The sequence below is a fragment of the Bacillus paramycoides genome, from assembly GCF_001884235.1.
In the GTDB taxonomy this organism is placed as follows: Bacteria; Bacillota; Bacilli; order Bacillales; family Bacillaceae_G; genus Bacillus_A; species Bacillus_A paramycoides.
Genome location: NZ_MAOI01000098.1, coordinates 1 through 237, shown reverse-complemented (window position 1 = coordinate 237; position 237 = coordinate 1). Strand labels below are relative to the sequence as shown.

Below are 237 nucleotides of genomic sequence, written 5' to 3'. Positions count from 1 at the left end.
CCTACTTTTGTATTTGTGATGTCAGTACCATTTACTTTTGATTCATATCCTGGTACTGCTTGTTCTTTTACTTCATGCTTGTATGCCTTACCTTCTGCATCGTAAGCTTGAAGTTTGTCAAACGTATACTTCCAGTTTGTTTCCGCTGTTACTTCTTTTGTATCTACTACTTTACCATTTTGTAGTAAGTCTACTTTGATTGTGCTTGGACGATCTGTTGCGTTGTTATCGTTCCAA

1 protein-coding gene is annotated in these 237 nt (G+C 36.7%); it reads right to left on the bottom strand.

The features are described 5' to 3' along the window. The coding region (locus BAU28_RS20975; RefSeq protein ID WP_244158159.1) for a Cna B-type domain-containing protein at positions 1–237 on the bottom strand (237 nt) is incomplete at both ends.